This is a genomic window from Bradyrhizobium sp. AZCC 2230 (assembly GCF_036924495.1).
Taxonomy (GTDB): Bacteria; Pseudomonadota; Alphaproteobacteria; order Rhizobiales; family Xanthobacteraceae; genus Bradyrhizobium; species Bradyrhizobium rifense.
In genome coordinates this window covers 9,466,120-9,484,409 of the sequence record NZ_JAZHRS010000001.1, presented here as the reverse complement: position 1 = coordinate 9,484,409, position 18,290 = coordinate 9,466,120, and the positions used below count along the sequence as shown (strand labels likewise).

Sequence of the window (18,290 nt, the reverse complement as noted above, 5' to 3'; positions counted from 1 at the left end):
TATTGTAACAAATTGACGTTGCTAAACTCACATCATTGTAAGATCATTGTCAACCGGATAAGCAAGCTCGGTGACGAAAATGACTGAAACGCCGACCGCACGCCCCAGCGAGACCCGCGTCCAGCGGCTGCAACGGCTGCGCCGCGCCGTCGAGACGAGCGGCGCACTGCATCTGAAGGACGCCGCAGAGCTGCTGAAGGTGTCGGAGATGACTGTCAGGCGCGACCTCGCCGGGCCCGAGGCGGCGCTCGCCCTGCTCGGCGGCTACGTCGTCAACGCGGCGGCGCCGACCGGGATCAAGTACACATTCGAACAGGAAATCGACCAGCACACGCAGGACAAGCGCCTCGCGTGCCGATCCGCAGCCGCCTCGATCAAGGAAGGCGACACCATCTTCATCGACTGCGGCACCACGATGCAGTCACTCGCGGATTGCTTGCCTGAGGACATGCCTCTTTCGGTGATCTGCTATTCGCTGAACGTGGCCTCGATCGTCACCCACCGTCCGGCGACGCAGGTGATGTTGATGGGCGGGCTCTACCATCCGTCGTCGCAGTCGTTCTCGTCGGAAGACGGCCTGTCCTATCTGCGGCGGCTCGGGGTCAACAAGGCGTTCATCTCGGCCGGCGGTCTGCACTGGACCCGCGGCGCCAGCTGCTCGAATTTTCACGAAGTCGCCATCAAGCAGGCCGTCATCGCGACCGCGATGGAGAGCATCCTCGTGGTCGACGCCAGCAAGCTCGGCAGCCTCAAGCCGGCGTTCTTCTCCGACGTCAGCTCGTTCTCGCGGATCATCGTCGGTGGCTCCGTGTCGGCAGACACGCGCAAGCACTTCCGCAGCCTTCCCGTCGAATACGTCACCAGCGCAGCCTGATCCGGACGGGGGCTGGTTCGCCCGGATCAGGTCGGCCGAAACGATGAGCTCAGTTGCAGGCAGGCTTCGCCTTGTTGCAGGCATCCGCCAGCTCGGCCGGTGGGTCTTTCTTGAACACGGTCTTGTAGGATTCCAGCACATTCGACTGCGTCACCGGCAGCGACTGCACACCGATCCAGCCAGGCGTTTCCTTACCCAGCAGCGCGTTCATCATCGCCATCGCCTCGGCGACGCCCTGGTCGTAGGGACGCTGCGAGCCGGTCGCCTTCAGCGGACCGCCCTTGGCAATTTCGATGGCCGATTGCAGGCCGAGATCGACCGTCGTCATGGGAATATCGATGCTCTGGGCCCGCATCGAGCTCAACGTGTCGAGCGCCGGTTGATCCCACACCGCGTACAGTCCCTTGACGTCGGGATTGCCGGTCAGGAAGTCGCCCGCGATCTGCGAGACCTTCGGCGGATCGGTGAAATCGACCTGCTTCATCTTGATGTCGGGCCGGTTTGCTTTCATCCACTCCCGCACGCCCTTGGTGCGCTCGTTGGTGCTGAAATAGTCGACGCCGAAATTGACCAGACCGATGGTACCGCCCTGCGCCACGCAGGACGCCAGGATCTGCGCCGCAATCTGGCCATTGCCCTGGCTATCGGCCGAGACCATCGACGCATATTCCTCCGGATGCTTCAGCCCTGTCGGGATGCTGTCCATCAGCACGAGCTTGATGCCGGCTTTGGCGATCTTCTTGTAGGTCGGTGCGGTTGCAGTGAAATCGACCGGGATCGAAATGATGCCATCCGGATGCTGCTGGATGGTGTTCTCGATATCGGCGATCTGCTTGTCCACCTGATATTCGGCGGACGCGACGCCCGTCACCGTCACGCCGTACTTCTTCAGCGTATCGGTGATGCCCTGGATCTGGAGCTGCGACCAATCGAGGTTGACCGTCTGCATGGAGATGCCGACCTTGAAGTTCTTCTCCTTGATCTTGGCGGCGTCGGCCTCCGACAGCGCGAGCACCTCGGGGGAAGCCGCCTTCTCGCCGTGGGGTCCCTGGCCGACGATCGATTTCGGCCCAAGCGTTGCGAGATCGACGCCCTTGACGCAGGTCGCGGGCACTTCGGCGCGAGCCGAGGGGGCAATCGAGACGGCCGCAGCGGCAGCCATCAACACCGTCAAAGACAAGGTTTGCAAAGGCAAGGTTTGTCGCAAGATTGGTTTCATTGTTTCCTCCATTTTTTGGTCGCCGATTCCGGAGGGCCAGCGACCTTGCCCCTACCCGCACGGCGCGATGAACTTGTTGTTCATGCGCCGCGCCTGACTTCGACTAGCGTTTCGTGAAAGCAACCGCGGCGACGATGATCGCGCCCTTGATCACGAGCTGCATCGGCGAGCTCACGCCGAGCAGAACGAGGCCGTTGTTGAGCGTACCGATGATCAAGCTGCCGAACAGTGTTCCCAGGATGTAGCCGCGCCCGCCGAACAGGCTGCAGCCGCCGAGGATCACCGCGGCGATGACGTCAAGCTCCATGCCTTGCACGACATCCGGCCGCGCGGCATGTGAACGCGCCGACAGCACCAGCGCCGCCAGTCCGGCCAGCGTGCCGGTCAGGACAAAGGCCGCAGTCGTGATCCGTTTAGTATTGATGCCGGAATAGAGCGCCGCGGTCGGATTGCCGCCGACCGCATAGATGCGCCGGCCGAACACGTTGTAGTGCAACAGCAGGATGCCGATGATCATCGCCGCCAACGTCCAGGCGATCGGAACGGGTATGCCGAGGCACGTGCCTTCCCCGAAGATCGCGAAATAGGTCTCGTTGGTGATGATCACCGGCTTGGTGTTGGTCACCATCATCGCCAGTCCGCGCGCCATGCTCAGCGAGCCCAGCGTCACCAGGAACGACGGGATCGATAGCTGTGTGGTCAGGATGCCATTGAGCAGCCCGACCAGCGCACCGGTGCCGAGCCCGGCCACGGCGCCGACGATCCAGCTGTTGTTGATCTGGCTCATCGCGAGAGCGGCCGCCATGCCTGACAGCGCCAATGTCGAGGCAACCGACAGATCGATCTGACGGGCGATGATGATGAAGGTCATGCCGACCGCGATGATCGACACCAGCGTGGTCTGGCGCCCGATGTTCAGGAAATTGTCGACCGAGAGGAACCAGGGCGAAGACAGGCTGAACACGACCAGCAGGATCACGAAGGCGATGTACAGCATGTACGGCCGCTCGCCCCGCAGCAGATTCTGGAGAATCCTGCGGCGGCGATCGGATCGGGTCGACGAGGCGACCAATTTGGGAGCAGTCAGTTCGGTCATGCGGGAAGCTCTTGCAACCGGCCTGGCCCCGAGGCCTGGTACATCTGGAGGAGATGATGCAGCTCTTCGGCATCATCGATCTCGCCGCGCGCCAGCGTGCGAGCCACACGCCCGTTGACGATCACGGAGATGCGGTCGCAAAGCTCGATCAATTCGACGAGATCGGACGAGACGACCAGGACCCCGCTGCCGTCGCGGACGGCATTCCGGATCACGGCATAGATCTCCTCGCGTGCGCCCACGTCGACGCCGACCGTCGGTTCGTCCAGGAGCAGCACGCGGGGCCGCGGATCATTCCATTTTCCGAACACGACCTTTTGCTGGTTACCGCCGGAGAGTGTCCTGACCAGGCTGAACGCGCCTGGCGCTTTCACCGAAAGCCTGGCAATCGCGGTTTCCGCACGCCTGGCGGCGGCGCGTTGCTGCATCCAGCCCCAGCGCGAGAAATGGGGAATCCGCGGCAAGGTGACGTTACGTTCGATCGAATGGTCCAGGACCAGACCCTGCACGTGCCGGTCTTCCGGCACCAGCGCGATGCCCTGCTCGATCGCATCGGCCGGCCCCTTTGGCAGCCATCGCCGGCCCTCGATCTCGATTGCGCCGCTCTCGAGCGGCCGGAGCCCAAATACTGTCTCCAGAATCTCCGTGCGTCCGCTGCCGATCAACCCGGCGAGGCCGTGGATCTCGCCCTTCAGCACAGAGAGCTCGACGGCGCGAAGCCGGTCGTTGGATACATCCGACAGCGACAAGACCGGCGACGGATCCAATTGACGCTTCGCGGCAGGTTCGACGCGCGGGCCCGTGGATACCGATCGATCGGTTCCGACGATCGCGTTCACCAGCCGCTTCATGTCGGTTTCGGCGGTGACAAACGTGCCGGCGTTGGCGCCGTCACGCAGCACCGTCACGCGCTGCGAGATCTCGAAGACCTCATTGAGCCGATGGGTCACATAGATCACGCCGACTCCGCGGCGCGTTGCCTTCCCGATCGCGTCGAACAGGATCCGGACCTCATCCGATGTCAGCGAGGAAGTCGGCTCATCGAGGATCAAAAGCCGGACCTCGCCCATCAACGCCTTGGCGATCTCCGTCATCTGGCGATAGGCGAAAGGCAGCGAGCCGACAGTCGCTCTCGTATCCAGGGGAATCCCGAGCTCGTTGAGGAACGCCTCGGCCCTGGCCATCAGCGCACGTTGCCGCACGAAGCCGAAACGCGCGCGCGGCTCACGGCCGAGCAACAGATTGTCCGCGACGCTCAAGGATTCGACGAGGCTGAGGTCCTGATAGACGACGGCGATCCCCGCCTCGCGCGACTTCGCCGGGCTGTCGAATTCCACCGGCCTGCCGGCGATCTCGATCGTGCCGCTGTCGAGGGCATGAACACCACTGAGGATCTTGATCAGCGTGGATTTTCCCGCGCCGTTCTCGCCCAGCAGCGCGTGTACCTCGCCGGCGCGAACCTCGAGGTTGACGTCGCGTAGCGCTCGCACGCCGCCGAAGCGCTTGTTGATGCCACTGACCATCACAAGCGAGGTCGACGTCCGAGGCTCTGCTGTACCCGAACCGGACAATTCCAAAACTTTCCTCCCGTCGCCCTGCGAGACGCTGGTACGATGGTGACATCTTGTTATTTTTGCAACTTATCCTGTTATAATTCTATCACCTCGGGCGACCTGTCAATGGCAGATCGCGTGTTGGAGCCAGGTGAAATGATTGCTGGCCCCGATTGCGCTTCGGACGGTCCCAGGTGGCCAGCGCTCCGCCGTCCCCGGAGGAGTTCGGTCTGCTGGATTGATCATGCACGTGCTGGTTGCGCACGCCCAAGCGAACGAGCACGGAGTGGGTCCTGATCGCAGCGCGTCGCCGAGACCACGCGCTGCGGTGATTACGCGAACGATTAGCGATGACGCTGATCACAACGTCGAAGACGCGCGCGACGTTGCACCGCGGAACGATTTGCGACGCACCATTCAAAATGAGACTGCCCGTTAAGCCGCATAGGGCTCCGACACGTGCGCCGCATCCGACTTCGGTTAGCCTCCATCTCAAGAACCGTTGGCCTTGCAAAAACGTCGCACCGCGCGGCGGGCGCGCGAGGATGCGGTGAAAAACAGCGACAAGAACGCCCCAGGGAGGAGAGCAATGTTGAAAGGCAGTCTAGGACTCATCGCGTTGAGCAGCCTGTTGTTGTCGGGCACCGCCTTCGCGCAGGAGAAGATCAAGGTCGGCGTCACCGCGACGCTCGAAGGCACCTACACCGTGCTCGGCGAGGACGGCATCCGCGGATTCCAGACGGCACTCAACGTGCTCGGCAAGAAGGTCGGCGACAAGGAACTCGAATTCGTCATCGCCTCGACCGACGCGACGCCAGATTCCGCGGTCCGCGCGGTGCGAAAGCTGATCGAGCAGGACAAGGTGCAAATCCTGCTGTCGCCGCTATCAGGCGACGAGGGCATCGCGGTCAAGAATTTTGCAAAGACCCATCCGGAGCTGACCTTCATCAACGCGGCTTCCGGCGCCCAGGAAACGACCTACGTCGATCCCGCCCCGAACTTCTTCCGCTACAATATGGACGGCGCGCAGTGGCAGGTCGGCCTCGGCAAATACGCCTATGAGGACAAGAAGTATCGCAAGATAGCGACCGTCGGCGAGGACTATTCCTTCATCTACACCCAGGTGTTCGGCCTCGTGCTCGAATTCTGCGGCGCCGGCGGACAAGTCACCAACAGGCAATGGGTGCCGCTCGGCACCAAGGACTTTGCCTCGGTCATCGCCGCCTTGCCCGACGACGTCGATGCGATCTATCTCGGCCTCGGCGGCGCGGATGCTGTCAACTTCCTCAACCAGTACCAGCAGGCCGGCGGCAAGGCGCATCTGATGGGCGGCTCGATCATGATCGATCAGACCATTTTGTCGTCCAAGGGCAACGCCAAGAACGCGCTGGTCGGCACGCTGGCCGCGAGCGGCCAGGCCGACACCTGGGAAGATCCGGGTTGGCAGAAGTTCGTGAAGGACTATCAGGACGCCTTCCCGCCGAACAAGCGCTTCCCGAGCCCGTCGCTGCTCGCGACCAACTATTACGGCTCGACCATGGCACTGATCCTGGCGCTGCGTCAGGTCAACGGCGATCTCAGCGACAACCAGTCCAAGTACAAGGCCGCGCTGGCGAAGATCGAGCTCGATGCGCCCAACGGCAAGATCAAGCTCGACGCCAACCGCCAGGCGATCGGCACCAACTTCGTCACCGAAGTCGTCGACGACGGCAAGGGTGCGCTGTTCTCGAAGGTCGTGAAGGTGATTCCGAATGTGAACCAGACGCTGGGCTACGACCCCGCAGTGTTCGCCAAGATCGGTTTGCCAAGCCGTACGGTACCGGAATGTAAGAAGTACTGACGTAGTCGCATCAGCGACGCCATGACTGACCGGGGAGAGATTTGCAAAGAGCGCGACACGTGCGCCCTTGCATTCTCTCCCCGGTTGTTGAACGCTATCAAAAAAAGACGAGAGCTTCTGGGAGGGAAGGCATGAGCCGGGCGCTCGCCGTCTTCCACGGCCGCTTTGGCCGGGCGACGGTCTATCAGTTGAACCGCCCCTTCAACATCCACGCACATCGCGAAGGTCACTTGATCTTCCATGTCGGGGGACGTCCCGCATGCATCGACGTCAACGATGGACGTTACGAGCTCACCGAAGGTTCCGTGGTCGCAGTCAATCCATGGGAGCCGCATAATTTCCTGCCGTCCGATCTCGACGGCGGCGCCGTTTTCTTCGTGCTCTATGTCAATGCGGAGTGGTTCGCGCCCGACGCGCCCGGTGCCGACCGCCTTCGCTTCGGCCGCACCCAGCTCAAGCGGTCAGTCGCCTTGGACAAGCATATCAGGCACGCGGCCGCCCTTGTGTGCGGCGCACCCTCGCTGAATAGCCTCGATGGCGAGCTGAGAAGTCTGATCGATATCTGCTACGACGAAAGCTGGCAGCAAGCCGAGCTCACGCGAGATCCACGCGCGAACGGCTCCGTCACCGATTTTCGCGTGCGCAAGTGCATCAAGATGATGTCGGAGAGCCCCGGCGCCGAGATCGAGCTCGACACCATCGCGCGCGAATCCGGCCTGTCGCGCCCCCATTTCTACCGGCTGTTCCGCACCCAGACCGGCGTTACCCCTCACCTCTATCTCAACACGCTGATGATGGAGCAGGCGCTGGAGGCGTTGGTGGCGAGTGAAGCGCCGATCGCCGATATCGGCTTCGATCTCGGCTTCTCCTCGCAGAGCGGTTTCACCCGTTTCTTCGCCGCCAATGTCGGGATGGCGCCGACCGATTATCGCCGCGCGGCCAAGGTTTTGCGCGGCTGACGAGTGCGCGAAAAGATACTCACGATCAAATGCGCTCCCGTGCGTCCTACTAGGATGTGCGCAACGCGATCCCGACAAGAGGATCGCGGTCGATAGGGAGCGTACGTTCATGGCAGGGCTTGCGGCCGGCAACGGTCTGCGTGCGACCTCGCCCACAAGGGGCACGAGGTGAAGCCATGACGCGCTTTGTCGAGCGCCATCCCGCCTGGGCGTTGATCGTCATCATCGCAATCGCAGTAGCACTGTGGCTGATCTTCGCCGTGTGGCCGCCGGGGCTTGAAGAGGCGATCGGCCGCAAGCGGGTGTTCCTCAACGCGCTCTTCAACGGCATCACGCTCGGCGGTCTCTATTTCCTCGTCGCCAGCGGCTTCACGCTGATCTTCGGCCTGATGCGTAACGTCAACCTCGCGCACGGCTCGCTCTATCTGTTCGGCGGCTACGTCGGTTACGCCATCAGCGCCTCGACCGGATCCTGGATCCTTTCCTTCATCGTCGCCTTCATCCTGACGGCGCTGGTCGGCGTCCTGCTCCAGGTCCTCGTCTTCCGCCGCATGGAGGGCCAGGATCTGCGCCAGACCATGGTGACGATCGGGCTCTCGATCGTGTTCGCCGATCTCATGCTGTGGGCCTGCGGCGGCGACTTCTATCAAATCCAGACGCCGACCTGGCTGATCGGTCCGATCGATCTGCCGCTGCTCACCGCGGTGAAATCCTCGGGCGAACCGGTCTATTTGCGCTATCCGCTGGTCCGGCTCGTGATCTTCCTGGCCTCCGTGATCATCGGCATCGCGATGTGGCTCGCGCTCAACCGCACCCGGATCGGCATGATCATCCGCGCCGGCGTCGACGATCGTGACATCCTTGCCGCAACCGGCGTGCGCATCCAGATCGTCTTCGTGCTCGTCTTCGCGCTCGGCGCCGGGCTTGCCGGTATTGCAGGCGTCGTGGGCGGCACCTTCCAGTCACTCTCCCCCGGTGAGGACATCCGTTTCCTGCTCGCATCCCTCGTGGTCGTGATCGTCGGCGGCATGGGCTCGATACCAGGTGCCGCACTCGGCGCACTCATCATCGGCCTCGCCGAGCAGCTTGGCTCGGTCTACATCCCGACCTATGCCATCGTCGTGACCTTTCTGATCATGGTGCTGGTGCTGGCGCTTCGGCCGCAGGGCCTGCTCGCGAGGCGCTGACATGACCGTCACCCACGACGCCCGCATTCAGGTCCGCACCGCCGCCCCAACGGCACAGCGCCCGGTCGTACGCGGCTGGCCCGACGTCAACAATCCCGCGGCCTGGATCGTGGCGGCCATCCTCCTGATCATGCCGTTGATCGCCAACGGCTTCTTCCTGATCGAGATTTTTGCGACAACGCTGATCCTCGGCACCATCGCGCTCAGCCTGATGTTCCTCGCCGGCTATGGCGGCATGGTCAGTCTGATGCAGCTCACCATTGCGGGCTTCTGCGCCTACATGGTCGCGGTGTTCGGCACCAGCGACAACGCCAATATCAGCCTGGGCTGGCCGTGGTGGCTGGCGGTGCCGATGGCGCTGACGCTCGCAACGATCTTCGGCACGCTCGGCGGCGCCCTCGCGGTGCGCACCGAGGGCATCTACACCATCATGATCACGCTCGCGATCGGTGCTGCCTTCTACTACTTCACCAACCAGAACTGGGCGATCTTCAACGGCCACACCGGCATCAACAACGTCGGCACGCCGCGCTTCTGGGGCGTCAACTGGCGCGCCGACATCCCCTTCTATTACATCGTGCTCGCGGTCGCCGCGCTCTGCTACTTCGCCGTCGACTACATCTCGCGCGCGCCATTCGGCCTCGCGCTGCAGGGCGTGCGCGACAATCCGCGCCGCATGGCCGCGCTCGGCTTCAACGTCAATGCGCACCGCATCGCAGCCTATGCGGTGGCGTCCTTCATCGCGGGCCTCGCCGGCGTGCTCCAGGTCTGGAACTACCGCCAGATCTCGCCGGGCTCGGTCAGCGTCGGCGCCTGCATCGACATTCTCATCATCGCCGTCGTCGGCGGCATTACCCGCCCGATCGGTCCCTATATTGGCGCACTGGTCTTCGTTCTCCTGCGCACGTTTGCGCTCGACTTCCTGGTCAAGATCGGACTCGACGGCAACCGGTTCCGGCTGCTGATCGGCCTCGGCTTCCTCGCCATCGTGTTCTGGTCGTCAGATGGCGTGATCGGCCTGTGGCAACGCTGGCGCCAGAGCCAACATCCCCTGTCAGATCGCCCGGGCGGAGGGCGCGGCCATGGATAGCGTCGCCCAGCGCCTCTCCGCGGTTGGTGCCGGTGCCGCACTCGAGCTGCGCGGCGTCACCCGGCTGTTCGGCGCACTGGCGGCGCTGACCGACGTCACCATCACCGTGCGCCCCGGCGAGCGGCGCGCCGTGCTCGGCTCCAACGGCGCCGGCAAGACCACGCTGTTCAACTGCATCACCGGCGACTTCCCGCCCACATCAGGCACGATCCGCTTCTTCGGCGAGGACGTCACGCACTTCCCGCCCTATGAGCGCATCCGTCGCGGGCTGCGGCGGACCTATCAGATCTCCGCGCTGTTCCCCGGCCTCACCGTCCAGGACAATGTCTACCTCGCCTGCCGTGGCGTCTCGCGCGGGCGCTTCTCGTTCCTGCGTCCCGGCCAGAACGATGCGCTGATGCATGCTGCAGACAGTCTGGTGCAGGCGGTGCACCTCGCCGCAGTGAAGGATCAGCGCGTCGCCGAGCTCGCGCACGGCCAGCAGCGCCAGCTCGAAATCGCGCTGGCGCTCGCAGGCGCCCCTCGGTTCGTGCTGTTCGATGAGCCCGCCGCCGGCCTCTCACCGACCGAGCGGGCCGAGCTGGTCGAGATCCTGACCTCGCTGCCGGCGCATATCGGCTACATCATCATCGAGCACGACATGGACGTGGCCCTGCGCGTCGTCGAGAGCGTAACGATGATGCACAACGGCCGCATCTTCAAGGAAGGCGTGCCAGAGGAGATCCAGTCCGACCCCGAGGTGCAGGAGCTTTATCTCGGAGGCGGCCATGAGTGAGGTCCGCCGCGCTCCCGCCGCGCTCGAGGTCCGAGGCCTCGACGTCTATTACGGCCATTCACACGCGCTGCAGGGCGTCGACCTCTCGCTCGACGCCGGCGTATTCTCGGTGGTCGGCCGCAACGGCATGGGCAAGACCACGCTGTGCAAGGCGATCATGGGCCTGGTGCCGGTGAGCGGCGGCTCGATCCGAATCCGCGGCGAGGACATCACGCGGCGGCCACCTGCGCATATCGCGCGGCTCGGCGTCGGCTATGTGCCGCAGGGCCGGCGGCTGTGGCGCTCGCTCAGCGTCGACGAGCATCTGCGCCTCGCCGGCGGGATGCGGTCAGGTGCCTGGACCGTCGAACGCATCTACGACACCTTTCCGCGGCTCGCCGAACGCAAGGACCATGGCGGCGGCCAGCTCTCCGGAGGCGAGCAGCAGATGCTCGCAATCTCGCGTGCGCTGCTGACCAATCCGCAGCTGCTGATCATGGACGAGCCGACCGAGGGGCTTGCGCCCGTCATCGTCGCCCAGGTCGAGGAAATGCTGCTGCAGCTCGGCGAGGACGGCGACATGTCCGTGCTCGTGATCGAGCAAAATATCGGCGTCGCCACCGCGATCTCGCGCAATGTCGCGATCATGGTCAACGGCCGCATCAACCGCATCATCGACTCTGGTCGGCTGTCGACCGACCGTGAGCTGCAGCAGCGCCTGCTAGGCGTCGGACTGCACGCCGAACTCACACCCGACATCGATGTGCCGGCTACCGGCGGCGAAGCAAAGCCGGGCCCTCAGCCTGCACGCAGCAGCGGCCCGATCCGGATCTACATCTCCAATCCGACGCCGCCGACACGGTGGTCGCAGCCGGTCCCGATCGGACGCATCGAGGCCGCCGCACGCACGCTCTCGACACAGGTCGCCCGCCTCGACGAGACCGCACGGCGCAAGCGCGAGCCGGTGACGGCGCAAAGCTCCGGCCCTCCGGTCGTGCTGGTCGTCGGCACACTCGACACCAAGGGCACGGAACTCCGCTTCATCCGCGACATCATTGCCGAAAGCGGCTTGCGCACACGGCTGGTCGACGTCTCCACTAGCGGCAAGCACGCAAGCGCCGATGTCTCCGCGCAGGAAATCGCGCTGAACCACGGCCGCGGCGGCTCGGCCGTGTTCGGCCCGGACCGCGGTGCTGCAGTCACCGCAATGGCTGACGCGTTCGCCAATTGGATCAAGCGGCAGGGCAATATTGCGGGCGTGATTTCCGCTGGCGGCTCGGGTGCGGCATCACTGGTCGCGCCGGGAATGCGTAGCCTCCCCGTCGGCGTGCCAAAACTGATCATCTCCTCGGTCGCCTCCGGCGACGTCGCGCCCTATGTCGGCCCCGCCGACATCACCATGATGTATTCAGTCACCGACGTGCAGGGCCTCAATTCGATCTCGCGTGCGGTGCTGTCGAACGGCGCCAACGCCATCGCCGGCATGGTCAAGGCCCGCCTCGACCAGCGCGAGGCCAAAGAGCGAGCAGCGAGCGCCGGGCTGCCGTCAGTCGGCATCACCATGTTCGGCGTCACCACGCCGGCGGTGCAGAAGATCGCGGCCGATCTGCGCGACGACTTCGAATGCCTCGTCTTCCATGCCACCGGTGTCGGCGGCCGCTCGATGGAGAAGCTGGTCGATTCCGGTCAGATCGCCGGCGTGATCGATCTCACCACCACCGAGATCTGCGACCTCCTGATGGGCGGCGTATTTCCGGCGACGGAGGATCGCTTTGGCGCGATCATCCGCACCCGCCTGCCCTATATCGGCTCGGTCGGCGCGCTCGACATGGTCAATTTCGGCGCGCCCGAAACCATCCCCGAGCGCTACCGCGGCCGCAAATTCCACGTCCACAATCCGCAGGTGACATTGATGCGGACGACAGTGGAGGAGAACGAGCGCATGGGCCGCTGGATCGGCGAGCGGCTCAACCAGATGGATGGCCCGGTGCGCTTCTTCCTGCCCGAGGGCGGCGTCTCCGCGCTCGATGCCCGCGGCCAGCCGTTCTGGGATGGCGATGCCGACGCCGCCCTGTTCCGCACGCTGGAGCGCACGGTGCGTGCGACGGGCAATCGCCAATTGATCCGCGTCAAGCAGAACATCAACGATCCCGAGTTCGCCTCGACCATCACAGCTGCGTTCCGAACCCTGTTCGGACGCGCCGGGGCGCGCCGGAGAGCAGCGAGGTGACCGATGGCCCGGTTTGAACGCGCTACCTTATTGAAACGGTTTCGCGAGATGGCGAAACGCGGCGAGCCGATCGTCGGAGGCGGCGCCGGCACCGGCCTGTCGGCCAAGTGCGAGGAAGCCGGCGGCGTCGATCTCATCGTGATCTACAATTCCGGCCGCTACCGCATGGCCGGCCGCGGCTCGCTTGCCGGGCTGATGCCTTATGGCGACGCCAACGCCATCGTGCTGGAGATGGCCGGCGAAGTGCTGCCCGTGGTCAGCAAGACGCCGGTGCTCGCCGGCGTCAACGGCACCGATCCATTCCGCGATATGGATGTGTTCCTCGACCAGCTCAAGGCACTCGGCTTCGCCGGCGTGCAGAACTTCCCAACCGTCGGCCTGATTGACGGCGTCTTCCGCGCCAATCTCGAAGAGACCGGCATGTCCTACGCGCTGGAGATCGACATGATCGCCAAGGCGCGCGAGAAGGATTTGCTGACGACGCCCTACGTCTTCAGCGAGAAGGAAGCCGCCGCGATGGCGATCGCCGGCGCTGATATCATCGTCTGCCATCTCGGGCTCACCACCGGCGGAACGATCGGCGCGCAGACCGCGCCCAAGCTCAAGGACTGCCCGGCGCGCATCGACATCTGGGCCTCGGCCGCGCTGAGCGTCAATCCGGACATCCTCGTGCTCGCCCATGGCGGCCCGATCGCGGATCCCGCGGACGCCGATTTCATCATGAAGAACACCCGTTACTGCCACGGCTTCTACGGGGCCTCCTCGATGGAGCGGCTTCCGGTGGAGCGGGCGCTGACGGAACAGGTACGCAAATTCAAGGCGATCGGCACGCGATAGCGCCTGCAAGATTGAGGGAGGGAAACATGTCAGGGATCCTGGTCGGCGAGCTCATCCTCTGGCTGATCGTCGCGATCATCGTGATTGTGGTTGGCGTCTACATCGTCAACTGGCTCTACCACCGCTCCTCCAAGGAGGTCTCGTTCGTCCGGACCGGTTTCCTCGGCGAACGCGTGGTGATCAACGGCGGCGCCTTCGTGCTGCCCTTCATTCACGATTACACGTCGGTCAACATGAACGTGCTACCGATGGGCATCGTACGTTCACGGCAGGACGCCGTAATCACGCGCGATCGCATGCGCGTCGATATCGAGGCCGACTTCTATGTCCGGGTCCAGGCCACCCGCGAAGCCGTCTCGATCGCCGCCGCAACGCTCGGCCGTCGCACCATGGAGCCGGAACAGCTCCACGCACTGCTGGCCGGCAAGTTCATTTCCGCGATCCGCTCGGTCGCATCCGAAATGACCCTCGAAGAGATGCACGAACGGCGCGGCGACTATGTCACGCGCGTCAAGACCAATGCGGCCGAGGCCCTCGCCCAAAACGGTCTTGAGCTGGAATCCGTCGCCATCACCGATCTCGACCAGACTGACCTGGAATTCTTCAATCCTTCGAACCGCTTTGACGCCGAAGGCTTGACCAAGCTGATGGAGGACATCGAGGCGAGGCGCAAGCTGCGCAACGACATCGAGCAGGACTCGATGATCAGGATCCGCACTCGCAATCTGGAGGCCGAGCGTCAGGCGCTGGACATCGAGCGCGAAAGCGAGACTGCACGCCTGGAACAGGAGCGCGACATCGAGATGCGGCGCGCACTTCAGCGCACCGAAGTCGCCCGCGAACGCGCGCTCCGGGAAACCGAGGCCGAACAGGCCCAGATCTCGGCGCGGGAGGCGATCGAACGCTCCCGGATCGCCAACGAGCAGGCGATTGCGGAGGCCCGTATCGCCTCCGAGCGCGAGACTCGCCAGAAGGAGATCGAGCGCACCCGCACCATCGAAGAGAAGGAACTGCTGGCCCGCGAAGATATCGAGAAGACCCGGATCGCCAATCAGCGCTCGATCGACACGACGCGGATTGCATCCGAACGCGAGGTCCGCCAACGCGAGATCGAGCGGATGCGCACCGTCGAGGAAGCCGAGATCGCCGCCCGCGAATCGATCGAGAAGGCCCGCATCCAGCAGGACCGCGTCGTCACTGACGCCCGCATCGCCAACGAGGAGGAGACGCGACGCCGCGAGATCGAGCGCACCCGCGCCGTCGACGAGGCCGAAATCGCGGCCCGCGAAGCCACCGAGAAGGCGCGCATCGCCCAGACGCTGATCGTCAATGTCGAGCGTATCTCCTCGGACGAACGCACCCGCGCGCTGGAGATCCAGCAGGTCCGCACCATCCAGGAGGCCGAGATCGAGGCGCAACGCGCCGTCGAGGCGGCCCGTATCGCCCGCGAGCGGACGCTCGCCGCCGATCGCATCGCCGCCGAGCAGAACACGCGGCAGTTGGAGATCGAACGCAACCAGACCCTCGAGGTCGCCGGCATCGCCGCACGCGAGACGACGGAAGCAAGCCGCATCGCCCAGGAGGAACGCGTCCGCTCCCTGGAGATCGCCCGCAACCGCGCCGTCGAGGAGGCCGACATCGCCTCTCGCGAAGCGATCGAGGCAGCCCGCATCGCCCAGGAGAAGGCGGTCGCCGCCGAGCGTATCCAGGCCGAGCGCGACACCCGATCGCTCGAAATCGAGCGCACCGGCGTGCTGGAAGCGGCCGATCTGAAGCGGCGCGACGCGATCGAGCGCCAGCGCATCGTCGTCGATCTCGCGCTAGAGGCTGAGCGGATCAACTCTTCCAAGAAGCGCGAGGTGCTCAATATCGAGCAGAAGAAGGCGATCGAGATCGCGGACGAAGACCGCGTCATCGCCCTCTCCGCCAAAAAGTCCGAGCGGATCGATGCCGATCGCCAGGTCCGGCAGGCCGAGATCGTCGCCCGGAAAGAGGTCGAAACCACCGACGTCTCCCGCGAGCAGGCGCTGGAAGCCGCCCGCCTGGAACGCCGCCGCGCGATCGAGCAGCTCGAGGTCGCCCGGGTCCAGTCGCTGCAGGAGGCAGAGATCGCCTCCCGTGAGGAGGTCGAGCGCGCCCGCATTGCCTCCGACCGCGGCCTCGACGAGGCCCGCGTCGGCCGCGAACGCGAGCTGCGCAAGCTCGAGGTCAATCGCGAGAAAGAGGTCGAGACGGTTCTGATGGAGAAGGCGATCGCGATCCACCAGAAGTCGCTGGAAGAATCTGCTGCCAAGGCGATGGCCGAGGAAGCGCGGATGCGGGCCACCGAGGCAACCGAGCGCGTCATCACCGCGCGCGAGAGCGAGATCGCCAAACGTCGCAGGACGGTCGAAGTCATGCTCGCCGAGAAGCAGGCCGAGGAAACGCGGATTGCCGCGGACGCGGAGCGTGTCCGTGCCACCGTCGAGGCCGAAGCGCAGCGGATGCTCAATGAGGCCGAGAACGTGCTCACCGACCAGGCGCGCTACTCGCTGTTCCGCAGAAAGCTGCTCGACCGCATCGAGGGCATTGTGCGGGAGAGCGTCAAGCCGATGGAGAAGATCGAGGGCATTCGCATCCTCCAGGTCGATGGCCTCAACGGCAACGGCGGCGGTGGCAATGGCGGCCGCAGCGCCACCGACGAGGTGATCGATTCGGCGCTGCGCTACCGCGTGCAGGCGCCGCTGATCGACTCCCTCCTGGCGGACATCGGTGTCGAGGGCGGCAGCCTCTCGAAGATGCCGGGCCTGATCCGCGAGGCCCGCGACATGCAGGGCATCAAGGAATCCGCGCGCAAGGGTGGCGGTGGCGGCGACAAGACCGCAGCCTCCCCGCCTGCCGCTGAGGGCGGCGGCGAACCGCCGGCCGAGCGCGGTCCGCGGAAGAAGAGCTGAGGTCTGACCCATGCCACGCGTCTACGTCTCCACCGTCGTCAATGCGCGCAACGACCGCGTCTGGGCCCGGGTGCGCGACTTCAACGGCCTGCCGAACTGGCATCCCGCGATCGCGGAGAGCCGCATCGAGGGCGGCGAGCCCTCCGACAAGATCGGCTGCGTGAGGGATTTTCGCCTGCGCAACGGCGACCGCATCCGCGAGAAGCTGCTGGGCCTCTCCGACTACGACATGTTCTGCACCTATTCGATCCTGGAATCCCCGATGGGCGTCGAGAACTACGTCGCGACCTTGCGGCTGACGCCCGTCACCGACGGCGACCAGACCTTTATGGAATGGACCGCGGAATTCGACTGCGCGCCGGAGCGCGAGACCGAGCTCGTGGGCAACATCGGCGGCGGCGTGTTCCAGGGCGGGTTCGATGCCCTCAAGCGCGTGTTCGGAGGTTGATCCGTGCCGCATATCGTCAAAAGCACGATCCTGGACGCACCGACCGAAGCGGCGTGGGCGATGCTGCGCGATTTCAACGGGCACGATCGCTGGCATCCGGCGGTCGCGACCTCGTCGATCGAGCGCGCGCACGCATCCGACAAGATCGGCTGCGTCAGGCGGTTCAAGCTGAAGGACGGCGCCGAGCTGCGCGAACAATTGCTGGCGCTGTCCGACCTCGAGCAAAGCTTCAGCTATTGCCTGCTCGATACCCCGATCCCGATGTTCAACTACGTCGCCCATGTCCGCCTGCTGCCGGTCACCGACGGCGACCGCACCTTCTGGCACTGGGAGTCGCGCTTCACCACGAAACCCGAAGACAGGGACCGCATTACCCACATGGTCGCCGAGGACATTTATCAGGCCGGGTTCGAAGCAATCCGCCGACATCTCAAGGAGGCCGCCTAGATGGCCGTGACAGTGAAGACTTTCGCCAGTGCCAGCGAGGCGGCCGGCGCGCTGTCCTCGGACCGCTCCGCGCGCTATCTCGGCGGCGGAACGCTGGTGATGCGGGCGCTGAACGAGGGCGATGTGTCGATCTCGACCGTCGTCCGCGCCCGGGACCAGGCGCTGGCCCGGATCGATGCCTCCGGCCCGCGCATCACACTGGGTGCGAGCGTCACTTTCGCGCGCGTCCTTGCCGAGCGAGATCTCGGCTTCCTCCACGCCCCCGCCCGTTCGATCGGTGGCCCCGCCGTTCGCAACATGGGGACTGTCGGCGGCAATCTCTTCGCCCCAAACCCTTATGGCGATTTCACCGTCGCGCTGCTGGCGCTCGACGCCACCGTGGCCGTGCAAGGCGGCTTCGGCTCGCGCGACATCCCGATCGAGGAGTTCTTGCAGGCGCGCGAGCGACAGGCCGGGACATTGGTCCTGTCGGTCTCCTGCGCCCGGCCGGCAAGCAGCGAGGCATTCCGCTATCGCAAGATCGCGCGCATCAAACCGAAGGGCGGCTCGGTCATCACGCTGGCCGCGCATCTGCCGATCAGCGGCGGCCGGATCGCTGGCGCCCGGATCGCACTGGGCTCTATGGCGCCGACCCAGATCCGCGCCCGCGCTGCAGAGCGGGCGCTGGAGGGCCGCTCGCTGGATGCCGCGACCATCGCTGCCGCTGCATCCGCCGCCACCGAGGGAACATCGCCATCCGACAACGCGCTCGGCAGCGCCTGGTATCGACGCGAGATCGTCGGCGTGCATCTGCGCCGTCTGCTGTCCGGTCAGGAATAGAGCC

At 64.8% G+C, this 18,290-nt stretch carries 15 protein-coding genes; 12 read left to right on the top strand and 3 right to left on the bottom strand.

Annotated features, from left to right (window positions below; translation table 11 throughout):
* Positions 1-79: 79 nt before the first annotated feature.
* Positions 80-874, top strand: coding sequence for a DeoR/GlpR family DNA-binding transcription regulator (locus V1280_RS45080; RefSeq protein ID WP_334537618.1), 795 nt, complete (start codon positions 80-82; stop codon positions 872-874).
* 49 nt (positions 875-923) lie between these two features.
* On the opposite strand, the gene V1280_RS45075 is transcribed toward V1280_RS45080, so the two are convergent.
* The 3 genes from V1280_RS45075 to V1280_RS45065 form a co-directional block, all read right to left on the bottom strand.
* The gene (locus V1280_RS45075; protein ID WP_334537616.1) at positions 924-2,036 is read right to left on the bottom strand and encodes a substrate-binding domain-containing protein; all 1,113 of its coding nucleotides are present in this window, start codon (positions 2,034-2,036) and stop codon (positions 924-926) included.
* A 160-nt stretch (positions 2,037-2,196) separates the two neighbouring features.
* Positions 2,197-3,189 carry an ABC transporter permease gene (locus V1280_RS45070; RefSeq protein ID WP_334537614.1) on the bottom strand — a complete coding sequence of 331 codons (993 nt, stop codon included), beginning with the start codon at positions 3,187-3,189 and terminating at the stop codon, positions 2,197-2,199.
* Complete coding sequence (locus V1280_RS45065) at positions 3,186-4,712, bottom strand: sugar ABC transporter ATP-binding protein (RefSeq protein ID WP_334538600.1); 1,527 nt, start codon at positions 4,710-4,712, stop codon at positions 3,186-3,188. The genes V1280_RS45070 and V1280_RS45065 overlap by 4 nt, the downstream gene beginning before the upstream one ends.
* Before the next feature lie 619 nt (positions 4,713-5,331).
* Here V1280_RS45065 and V1280_RS45060 point away from each other — a divergent pair.
* The 11 genes from V1280_RS45060 (at position 5,332) to V1280_RS45010 (ending at position 18,286) form a co-directional block, all read left to right on the top strand.
* Positions 5,332-6,582 (top strand): ABC transporter substrate-binding protein, encoded by a 1,251-nt coding sequence (locus tag V1280_RS45060; protein WP_334537612.1) that lies wholly within the window; start codon positions 5,332-5,334, stop codon positions 6,580-6,582.
* 131 nt (positions 6,583-6,713) lie between these two features.
* Positions 6,714-7,541, top strand: coding sequence for an AraC family transcriptional regulator (locus V1280_RS45055; RefSeq protein WP_334537610.1), 828 nt, complete (start codon positions 6,714-6,716; stop codon positions 7,539-7,541).
* Positions 7,542-7,717: 176 nt separating this feature from the next.
* Complete coding sequence (locus V1280_RS45050; protein WP_334537609.1) at positions 7,718-8,728, top strand: branched-chain amino acid ABC transporter permease; 1,011 nt, start codon at positions 7,718-7,720, stop codon at positions 8,726-8,728.
* A gap of 1 nt (position 8,729) precedes the next feature.
* Complete coding sequence (locus V1280_RS45045; protein ID WP_334537608.1) at positions 8,730-9,818, top strand: branched-chain amino acid ABC transporter permease; 1,089 nt, start codon at positions 8,730-8,732, stop codon at positions 9,816-9,818.
* Positions 9,811-10,593, top strand: a complete 783-nt coding sequence (locus V1280_RS45040; RefSeq protein ID WP_334537606.1) for an ABC transporter ATP-binding protein — start codon at positions 9,811-9,813, stop codon at positions 10,591-10,593. Before V1280_RS45045 ends, V1280_RS45040 begins: the two co-directional genes overlap by 8 nt.
* On the top strand, positions 10,586-12,802 hold the full coding sequence (locus V1280_RS45035) for an ABC transporter permease (RefSeq protein WP_334537604.1): 2,217 nt from the start codon (positions 10,586-10,588) through the stop codon (positions 12,800-12,802). Before V1280_RS45040 ends, V1280_RS45035 begins: the two co-directional genes overlap by 8 nt.
* A gap of 3 nt (positions 12,803-12,805) precedes the next feature.
* On the top strand, positions 12,806-13,639 hold the full coding sequence (locus V1280_RS45030; RefSeq protein WP_334537603.1) for a phosphoenolpyruvate hydrolase family protein: 834 nt from the start codon (positions 12,806-12,808) through the stop codon (positions 13,637-13,639).
* Positions 13,640-13,665: 26 nt separating this feature from the next.
* A complete protein-coding gene (locus tag V1280_RS45025; protein WP_334537602.1) occupies positions 13,666-16,572 on the top strand; it encodes a flotillin family protein in 2,907 nt (968 codons plus the stop codon).
* A gap of 10 nt (positions 16,573-16,582) precedes the next feature.
* Positions 16,583-17,020, top strand: coding sequence for an SRPBCC family protein (locus V1280_RS45020; RefSeq protein ID WP_008140518.1), 438 nt, complete (start codon positions 16,583-16,585; stop codon positions 17,018-17,020).
* A gap of 3 nt (positions 17,021-17,023) precedes the next feature.
* Positions 17,024-17,467: an SRPBCC family protein gene (locus tag V1280_RS45015; protein ID WP_334537598.1), complete on the top strand. Its 444-nt coding sequence runs from the start codon at positions 17,024-17,026 to the stop codon at positions 17,465-17,467.
* On the top strand, positions 17,468-18,286 hold the full coding sequence (locus V1280_RS45010) for an FAD binding domain-containing protein (protein WP_334537596.1): 819 nt from the start codon (positions 17,468-17,470) through the stop codon (positions 18,284-18,286).
* Positions 18,287-18,290 lie beyond the last annotated feature (4 nt).

Coding starts and splice junctions, on each gene's coding strand:
- V1280_RS45080 (WP_334537618.1), top strand. CDS start 80: ATGACTGAAACGCCGACCGCACGCCCCAGCGAGACCCGCGTCCAGCGG.
- V1280_RS45075 (WP_334537616.1), bottom strand. CDS start 2,036: ATGGCTGCCGCTGCGGCCGTCTCGATTGCCCCCTCGGCTCGCGCCGAA.
- V1280_RS45070 (WP_334537614.1), bottom strand. CDS start 3,189: ATGACCGAACTGACTGCTCCCAAATTGGTCGCCTCGTCGACCCGATCC.
- V1280_RS45065 (WP_334538600.1), bottom strand. CDS start 4,712: ATGGTCAGTGGCATCAACAAGCGCTTCGGCGGCGTGCGAGCGCTACGC.
- V1280_RS45060 (WP_334537612.1), top strand. CDS start 5,332: ATGTTGAAAGGCAGTCTAGGACTCATCGCGTTGAGCAGCCTGTTGTTG.
- V1280_RS45055 (WP_334537610.1), top strand. CDS start 6,714: ATGAGCCGGGCGCTCGCCGTCTTCCACGGCCGCTTTGGCCGGGCGACG.
- V1280_RS45050 (WP_334537609.1), top strand. CDS start 7,718: ATGACGCGCTTTGTCGAGCGCCATCCCGCCTGGGCGTTGATCGTCATC.
- V1280_RS45045 (WP_334537608.1), top strand. CDS start 8,730: ATGACCGTCACCCACGACGCCCGCATTCAGGTCCGCACCGCCGCCCCA.
- V1280_RS45040 (WP_334537606.1), top strand. CDS start 9,811: ATGGATAGCGTCGCCCAGCGCCTCTCCGCGGTTGGTGCCGGTGCCGCA.
- V1280_RS45035 (WP_334537604.1), top strand. CDS start 10,586: ATGAGTGAGGTCCGCCGCGCTCCCGCCGCGCTCGAGGTCCGAGGCCTC.
- V1280_RS45030 (WP_334537603.1), top strand. CDS start 12,806: ATGGCCCGGTTTGAACGCGCTACCTTATTGAAACGGTTTCGCGAGATG.
- V1280_RS45025 (WP_334537602.1), top strand. CDS start 13,666: ATGTCAGGGATCCTGGTCGGCGAGCTCATCCTCTGGCTGATCGTCGCG.
- V1280_RS45020 (WP_008140518.1), top strand. CDS start 16,583: ATGCCACGCGTCTACGTCTCCACCGTCGTCAATGCGCGCAACGACCGC.
- V1280_RS45010 (WP_334537596.1), top strand. CDS start 17,468: ATGGCCGTGACAGTGAAGACTTTCGCCAGTGCCAGCGAGGCGGCCGGC.